Origin of the sequence: Lonsdalea quercina subsp. quercina (assembly GCF_000688695.1) — a bacterium.
GTDB lineage: Bacteria > Pseudomonadota > Gammaproteobacteria > Enterobacterales > Enterobacteriaceae > Lonsdalea > Lonsdalea quercina_D.
The window spans coordinates 24,323-32,954 of sequence record NZ_JIBQ01000014.1; the positions used below are offsets into that span (position 1 = coordinate 24,323).

The 8,632-nt window shown below is 50.7% G+C and carries 8 protein-coding genes; all 8 read right to left on the bottom strand.

What is annotated here, in order from left to right; all coding sequences use genetic code 11:
- Nucleotides 1-14: 14 nt before the first annotated feature.
- On the bottom strand, nt 15-4,043 hold the full coding sequence (rpoB, locus tag SB13_RS13840; protein WP_026740921.1) for a DNA-directed RNA polymerase subunit beta: 4,029 nt from the start codon (nt 4,041-4,043) through the stop codon (nt 15-17).
- A 330-nt stretch (nt 4,044-4,373) separates the two neighbouring features.
- Nucleotides 4,374-4,742: a 50S ribosomal protein L7/L12 gene (rplL, locus tag SB13_RS13845; RefSeq protein ID WP_026740922.1), complete on the bottom strand. Its 369-nt coding sequence runs from the start codon at nt 4,740-4,742 to the stop codon at nt 4,374-4,376.
- A gap of 68 nt (nt 4,743-4,810) precedes the next feature.
- The gene (gene rplJ, locus SB13_RS13850; protein ID WP_026740923.1) at nt 4,811-5,308 is read right to left on the bottom strand and encodes a 50S ribosomal protein L10; all 498 of its coding nucleotides are present in this window, start codon (nt 5,306-5,308) and stop codon (nt 4,811-4,813) included.
- Nucleotides 5,309-5,611: 303 nt separating this feature from the next.
- Nucleotides 5,612-6,316: a 50S ribosomal protein L1 gene (rplA, locus tag SB13_RS13855; RefSeq protein ID WP_026740924.1), complete on the bottom strand. Its 705-nt coding sequence runs from the start codon at nt 6,314-6,316 to the stop codon at nt 5,612-5,614.
- A 3-nt stretch (nt 6,317-6,319) separates the two neighbouring features.
- Nucleotides 6,320-6,748, bottom strand: coding sequence for a 50S ribosomal protein L11 (gene rplK, locus SB13_RS13860; protein ID WP_004929911.1), 429 nt, complete (start codon nt 6,746-6,748; stop codon nt 6,320-6,322).
- 159 nt (nt 6,749-6,907) lie between these two features.
- Nucleotides 6,908-7,453, bottom strand: coding sequence for a transcription termination/antitermination protein NusG (gene nusG / locus SB13_RS13865; protein WP_026740925.1), 546 nt, complete (start codon nt 7,451-7,453; stop codon nt 6,908-6,910).
- Between the two features lies 1 nt (nt 7,454).
- Nucleotides 7,455-7,838 carry a preprotein translocase subunit SecE gene (secE, locus tag SB13_RS13870; RefSeq protein ID WP_026740926.1) on the bottom strand — a complete coding sequence of 128 codons (384 nt, stop codon included), beginning with the start codon at nt 7,836-7,838 and terminating at the stop codon, nt 7,455-7,457.
- Between the two features lie 233 nt (nt 7,839-8,071).
- Nucleotides 8,072-8,632 (bottom strand): EF-Tu C-terminal domain-related protein (locus SB13_RS13875; protein WP_026740927.1); only part of this gene is annotated, 561 nt, incomplete at its 5' end.

Below are 8,632 nucleotides of genomic sequence, written 5' to 3' on the forward strand. Positions count from 1 at the left end.
CAATCGGGCTGGTATTACTTTTCTTCCAGCTCGATGTTGATACCCAGCGAGCGGATTTCTTTCAACAGTACGTTGAAGGATTCCGGCATGCCTGGTTCCATCCGGTGATCGCCATCCACGATGTTTTTATACATCTTGGTACGGCCGTTCACGTCATCGGATTTCACCGTCAACATTTCCTGCAGGGTATAAGCTGCACCGTAAGCTTCCAGCGCCCATACTTCCATCTCACCGAAACGCTGACCACCGAACTGCGCCTTACCACCCAGCGGCTGCTGAGTGACCAGGCTGTAGGAACCGGTAGAACGCGCATGCATCTTGTCATCAACCAAGTGGTTCAGTTTCAGCATGTACATATAGCCCACGGTGACCGGACGTTCAAATTGCTCGCCGGTACGGCCGTCAAACAGCGTGATCTGACCAGAAGTCGGCAGATCACCCAGCTGCAGCAGCGCTTTGATTTCGCTCTCTTTAGCACCGTCAAAGACCGGAGTCGCGATTGGCATACCCTTCTTCAGGTTTTCTGCCAGGCGCAGCACTTCTTCATCGGAGAACGTATTCAAATCCACTTTCTGACGAACGTCGTTACCCAGGTCGTATGCTTTCTGGATGAACTCACGCAGTTTGTCCGCTTCTTCGCGCTGTTTCAGCATGGTGTTGATCTTGTCACCAATACCTTTAGCAGCCATACCCAGATGGGTTTCCAGAATCTGACCGATGTTCATACGTGATGGTACGCCCAGCGGGTTCAGTACGATGTCTACCGGCGTACCGTTTTCATCGTAAGGCATATCTTCGATCGGGTTGATCTTGGAGATAACACCCTTGTTACCGTGACGACCCGCCATTTTATCACCAGGCTGGATCTGACGTTTCACGGCCAGGTACACCTTGACGATTTTCAGCACGCCCGGCGCCAGATCATCACCCTGGGTGATTTTGCGGCGTTTAGCTTCGAGTTTCTTCTCAAACTCGTGCTTCAGCTCATCGTACTGCTCGGCCAGCTGTTCCAACTGATTCTGTTTTTCTTCATCAGTCAGGCCCAGTTCCAACCAGCGCTCACGCGGCAGCTGATCCAGCTTCGCGGCTTCAACGCCACCGCTAACCAGCACGTCGTGAATACGGGCAAACAGACCGGCTTCGAGGATCTGCAGTTCTTCAGTCAGGTCTTTTTTGGCCTGCTTCAGCTGCATTTCTTCAATTTCCAGAGCACGTTTGTCTTTTTCAACGCCGTCACGGGTAAATACCTGAACATCGATAACCGTACCGGAAACGCTGTTAGGCACACGCAGAGACGAGTCTTTAACGTCAGACGCTTTTTCACCGAAGATAGCGCGCAGCAGTTTCTCTTCCGGAGTCAGCTGAGTTTCACCTTTAGGCGTCACTTTACCGACCAGGATATCGCCACCAGTCACTTCCGCACCGATATAAACGATACCGGACTCATCCAGTTTGGAGAGTGCGGCTTCACCCACGTTCGGGATATCAGCGGTGATTTCTTCAGGCCCCAGTTTAGTATCTCGAGATACGCAAGCGAGTTCCTGAATATGGATAGTCGTGAAACGATCTTCCTGTACCACGCGTTCGGAGACCAAGATGGAGTCTTCGAAGTTGTAGCCGTTCCAAGGCATGAACGCTACGCGCATGTTCTGACCCAGCGCCAGTTCACCCAAATCGGTGGACGGGCCATCGGCCAGCACGTCGCCGCGCTCAATCGGTTCACCCAGAGACACACACGGCATCTGGCTGATGCAGGTGTTCTGGTTGGAACGGGTATATTTGGTCAGGTTGTAGATATCGATGCCCGCTTCGCCCGGATACATTTCATCAGGGTTAACGTTGATAACAATACGTGATGCATCGACGTACTGAACCGTACCGCCGCGTTTCGCTACTGCGGTAACACCGGAGTCTACCGCCACCGCGCGTTCCATACCGGTACCTACCAGCGGCTTGTCGGCGCGCAGAGTAGGAACGGCCTGACGCTGCATGTTCGCACCCATCAAGGCGCGGTTAGCATCATCGTGTTCCAGGAACGGGATCAGGGAAGCACCGACGGAAACCACCTGCTGGGTGGAAACGTCCATGTATTCAACCTGATCGCGGCTGAACAAGCTGGACTCGCCTTTGTTACGGCAGGTCACCAGCTCATCAATGAAGTGACCTTCTTCATCCAGATTGGTGTTCGCCTGAGCGATGACGAAGTTGCCTTCTTCAATCGCGGACAGGTAATGAATCTCATCAGTTACAACGCCGTCGCGAACCAGACGATAAGGGGTTTCCAGGAAACCATATTCGTTGGTCTGAGCATAAACGGACAGGGAGTTGATCAGACCGATGTTCGGACCTTCCGGCGTTTCGATAGGACATACGCGACCGTAGTGAGTCGGGTGTACGTCTCGAACTTCAAAGCCGGCGCGTTCACGGGTCAGACCACCAGGGCCCAATGCGGAAATACGGCGTTTATGCGTGATTTCAGACAGCGGGTTGTTCTGGTCCATAAACTGGGACAGCTGGCTGGAACCAAAGAACTCTTTCACCGCAGCCGAAATCGGCTTGGCGTTGATCATGTCCTGCGGCATCAGCGTGTCGAGGTCGCCCAAAGACAGACGCTCTTTAACCGCACGTTCGACACGGACCAGACCGACGCGGAACTGGTTTTCAGCCATCTCACCGACGGAACGGATACGACGGTTGCCCAAGTGGTCGATATCATCCACTTCGCCTTTACCATTACGGATGTCGATGAGTTTCTTCATCACATCAATAATGTCTTCTTTGCTCAGGATACCGGAACCTTCGATTTCCTCACGCAGCAAAGAGCGGTTGAACTTCATTCGACCAACTGCGGACAAATCATAACGATCTTCGGAGAAAAACAGATTTTCAAAAAGACTTTCTGCTGCTTCTCGTGTCGGCGGCTCACCCGGACGCATCATACGGTAGATCTCAACCAACGCGCTCAAGCGGTCGTGGGTTGGGTCGACGCGTACGGTCTCGGAGATATAAGGACCGTGGTCCAGATCGTTGGTGAACAGCGTTTCGATCTGTTTGTGGCCGGACTGGCTGAGCTTGGCCAGCAGATCCAGCGACAGCTCCATGTTCGCATTCGCGAGCACTTCGCCGGTGCTTTCATCAACGTAATCTTTCGCCAGCACTTTACCGGCGATGTATTCCACCGGAACTTCAATGCTTTCGATGCCGTCTTTTTCCAACTGACGGATGTGACGAGCAGTAATACGACGACCTTTCTCGACGTATACCTTGCCGTTGGCTTCGATATCGAAGGAAGCCGTGTCACCACGCAGTCGCTCCGGAACCAGTTCCATCAACAGCTTATTACCGTTGATTTCGTAGACAATTTTGTCAAAGAACAGGCCCAAAATGTCTTCGGTAGAGAAGTTTAATGCGCGTAGGATAATCGTCGCAGGCAATTTACGACGACGGTCGATACGGACAAACAGGTTATCTTTCGGATCGAATTCGAAATCCAGCCAGGAACCACGATAAGGAATGATGCGTGCGTTATACAGCACCTTACCTGATGAGTGGGTTTTACCCTTGTCGCTGTCAAAGAATACGCCCGGGCTACGATGCAGCTGAGAAACGATAACGCGCTCAGTGCCGTTGATCACGAAGGTACCGTTGTCGGTCATGAGCGGAATTTCGCCCATGTACACTTCTTGTTCTTTGATATCTTTAACGGTGCCTTCTGGCGCTTCACGCTCGTAGATCACCAGACGCAGCTTAACGCGCAACGGCGCAGAGAATGTGACGCCACGGATCTGACATTCTTTAACGTCAAAGACCGGCTCGCCAAGGCGATAGCTCACATACTGCAGCTCGGAATTACCGCTGTAGCTTTTGATAGGAAATACAGAACGGAATGCAGCTTCCAGACCGTACTGACCTTCCGGATCTTGCTCGATGAATTTCTGGAACGAGTCAAGCTGGATAGAAAGGAGATAAGGCACGTCCAGAACTTGCGGACGCTTACCAAAGTCCTTACGAATACGTTTTTTCTCGGTATAGGAGTAAACCATAGGGTTCCTCAGCTCGCTGAAAAGTAGAACCTCTCTGTCCGTCCTAAAAAAGGACAGTTCATGCAACACCGTTTATATCGATCGAAAAGTGGAACACTTTTCGCAATACTTGTTTCTATCACTCTTAAACCATTTCGCTGCATTTACGTTTAGCGGCCAAAGCGGCAAACGATGCAGTATATTAAGTCGTCGATAGAAAAAAATATTGTGGGTTAATCAATGGTCAAACAGTGTGAAACACCATTGATTCCCTACAGCGCAAAAAGGCTGGTGACTAAAAAGCCACCAGCCATCAGCCTGATAAATCAGGCTGCAACCTGTAAGTTAAATTTATTTAACTTCAACAGAAGCACCAGCTTCTTCCAGGGCTTTCTTCAGAGCTTCAGCGTCGTCTTTGCTGATGGCTTCTTTCAGAACTGCCGGAGCAGATTCTACCAGGTCTTTAGCTTCTTTCAGACCCAGGCCAGTCGCGCTACGAACTGCTTTGATAACTGCAACTTTGTTACCGCCAACAGCAGACAGAACAACGTCGAACTCAGTTTTTTCTTCAGCAGCTTCAGCCGGGCCAGCAGCAGCAACAGCTACAGCGGCAGCAGCAGAAACACCGAATTTTTCTTCCATTGCGGAAACCAGTTCAACAACGTCCATTACAGACATAGCTGCTACTGCTTCCAGAATTTGATCTTTAGTGATAGACATAACAATTGTTCCTAAGAATCAGAAATAGTTTATACGTTAGCAAACACGATGCCAGTAAAAAGGGGCAATTAAGCCGCTTCTTTCTGATCGCGTACGGCAGCCAGTGTGCGAACCAGTTTGCCGGCAGCGGCTTCTTTCATGGTCGACATCAGACGTGCCAGTGCTTCTTCGTAAGTCGGCAGAGTTGCCAGACGGTCAATTTGAGCCGCCGGAATCAACTCGCCGTTAAAGGCTGCAGCTTTGACCTCGAATTTTGCATTCGCTTTCGCGAACTCTTTGAACAGACGAGCAGCAGCGCCCGGGTGTTCCATTGAGTATGCAATCAGGGTCGGACCGACAAACGTGTCTTTCAGGCACTCGAAATCTGTACCTTCAACTGAGCGACGCAGCAGCGTGTTACGAACAACACGCATGTATACGCCAGCTTCACGACCTGCTTTACGCAGTTCAGTCATTTTATCTACGGTAACGCCACGAGAATCCGCAACAACCGCAGACTGCGCGCCTTTGGCTACTTCGCTGACTTCAGCAACAATCGCTTGTTTGTCTTGAAGATTTAATGCCATTAGCTTTTGCTCCTGGATTTGGCCGGAGAAATCTCCGGAACTCACTTCACCTGTAGCCAAAACGACCAACAGGCGTTAACACACGGTGAGCAGAATCCAGTAAAGACAAGTCAAACTTTTCTTCAGGCTCTGTCACCGTCTACGCAGGAAAATTAAGTCTCTTTCGAAACACCTGCGGTCTTGGACGGAGGCCTGGATCAGGCCAGGCTCCAACCGAAAATTCTTCTTCAGTTCCACAAGTGGAACAATGCGGCGTAGGATTATAAAGAAATCCAGCACCGCAGTAAAGAGGAACAAAAGCTATCAGTTAGCTACGGCGTTCAAACCGCTCTGATCGACAGCTAAGCCAGCACCCATGGTGGTGGACAGGCTAACTTTCTTGATGTACACGCCTTTAGCCTGAGACGGTTTGGCTTTTTTCAGCGCAACCAGCAGAGACTCCAGGTTTTCTTTCAGTTTGTCAGCGTCGAAATCAACCTTACCGATAGTGGTATGGATGATGCCGTTTTTGTCGTTACGGTAACGAATCTGACCTGCTTTAGCATTTTTAACTGCTTCAGCAACGTTAGGCGTTACAGTACCCACTTTCGGGTTCGGCATCAGGCCACGCGGCCCCAGGATCTGGCCGAGTTGACCAACTACGCGCATTGCATCCGGAGAAGCAATAACAACGTCGAAGTTCATTTCGCCTTTCTTGATCTGGTCAGCCAGGTCATCCATACCTACCAGGTCAGCGCCAGCAGCTTTAGCCGCTTCAGCGTTTGCACCCTGAGTAAATACAGCAACTCGTACGCTGCGGCCAGTACCGTGCGGCAGCACAGTCGCGCCACGTACGTTCTGGTCAGATTTACGTGCGTCGATGCCCAGATTTACGGCAACGTCAACGCTTTCTACGAATTTCGCAGTGGCCAGCTCTTTGAGCAGAGCAACGGCTTCGTTGATGTCGTACTGTTTAGTTGCATCAACTTTGTCACGGATCACGCGCATGCGCTTGGTCAGCTTAGCCATTTCTTAGTCCTCCACTACCAGGCCCATGGAACGAGCGGTACCTTCAATGGAGCGAGTCATCGCTTCCACATCAGAACCAGTCATGTCCGCAGCTTTGGTTTCTGCGATTTCACGTACCTGAGCACGGGTTACTTTACCTACTTTGTCTTTGTTCGGCTTGCCAGAACCAGACTTGATACCAGCCGCTTTTTTCAGCAGAACTGCTGCCGGCGGAGTTTTGGTAACGAAGGTGAAGGAACGGTCAGAGTAAACGGTAATAACAACCGGGATCGGCAGACCTTTTTCAATGCTGTCAGTCTTAGCATTGAACGCCTTACAGAATTCCATGATGTTAACACCCTGCTGACCCAGAGCCGGACCAACCGGAGGGCTCGGGTTAGCCATACCGGCTGCAACCTGCAGCTTGACGTAGGCTTGTACTTTCTTGGCCATTTAACTTTCCTCGAATGGGTGATAGCGCTTCGTTTAGCGAAGCTCCCCGCAGTGATAAAAACGTTTTACACGTCAACAGACGCATAAAATAAAGGCGCGAAATAGTAGTCTATTTTCGCGCCATATACAAGCAGAAATTCTTAGCGGTAAACGCTCAAATCAGCCTTTCTCTACCTGACCAAAATCCAGTTCCACCGGGGTAGCACGGCCGAAGATAGAGACAGAAACTTTCAGGCGACTCTTCTCGTAATCCACTTCTTCAACAACGCCGTTGAAGTCTGCGAATGGACCATCGTTGACGCGGACCATTTCACCCGGCTCAAACAGGGTTTTCGGACGCGGTTTGTCACCCACCTGCTGCAAGCGGTTCATGATGGCATCGACTTCTTTATCGCTAATCGGCGCCGGACGGTCAGAAGTACCGCCGATGAAGCCCATCACGCGAGGGACGCTACGGACCAAATGCCAGCTAGCATCTTCCATCACCATCTGCACCAGCACATAGCCTGGAAAGAATTTGCGCTCGCTTTTGCGACGCTGTCCGCCACGAATTTCCACTACCTCTTCAGTAGGGACCATCACTTCACCAAACAGGTCTTCCATGTTGTGAAGTTTAATGTGTTCACGCAGCGACTGAGCGACGCGACCTTCAAAGCCAGAAAACGCCTGAACGACGTACCAACGTTTCTTTGGAGCTTCAGACATCTTAAAACCTCAGGCCAGTAATAAACGATACTAAACGGACCAGAATACCATCCAGTCCCCACAAAATCAGTGACATGACGGCAGTTACCGCAGCAACGATCAGCGTGGTATGTAGCGTTTCCTGACGAGTCGGCCATATGACTTTTCGAACCTCAGTACGAGCTTCACGCGCAAACAGAACGGTCGCTTTACCTTTCGTCGTCAATAACGCTATGCCACCCGCAACAGCGATCAGGATAACAACAGCCAATGCTCGCAGAGGCAGGCTCAACTCACGGTAATAATAATTACCGACAACCGCCGCAAACAGTAAAACAGCGACGATCAGCCATTTCAGCATCTCAAGGCCACGTCCACTACCCTGAGCTTCGGTATTCGCACTCATAAACCAACCTGTCACAATGATTCAGACAAATAATTTTGCCCAGCATGAAGGGCAAACCAGACCGAATACTGCCTTTAAAGGAGAAATTCGGGATTACGCCGTTTATACAGAGCCTATCTCACCAATGATTATACTTCACAATCGCTGATGAGATAGGTTCTACCCTGACAGCGTAGAAAAAGGGCATCAAATGATGCCCTTTTATCGCGTGTTGCGTCAATTCTTATCAGCAATTAAGCGATAACTTTAGCAACCACGCCGGCGCCTACGGTACGACCACCTTCACGGATTGCGAAACGCAGACCATCGTCCATTGCGATCGGAGCAATCAGGTTGACAACCATCTTGATGTTGTCGCCCGGCATGACCATTTCTACGCCTTCCGGCAGTTCGATGGTGCCCGTTACGTCAGTTGTACGGAAGTAGAACTGCGGACGGTAGCCTTTGAAGAACGGAGTATGACGGCCGCCTTCATCTTTGCTCAGAATATAAACTTCTGATTCGAACTGGGTGTGCGGCTTGATTGAACCCGGTTTAGCCAGTACCTGACCACGTTCAACTTCGTCACGCTTAGTACCACGCAGCAGAACACCAACGTTCTCACCCGCACGGCCTTCGTCCAGCAGTTTGCGGAACATTTCAACACCGGTACAAGTCGTTTTAGTCGTGTCTTTGATACCCACGATTTCAACTTCTTCACCCACTTTGATGATGCCGCGCTCTACACGACCGGTAACTACAGTACCACGGCCAGAGATAGAGAATACGTCTTCGATCGGCAGCAGGAACGGCTT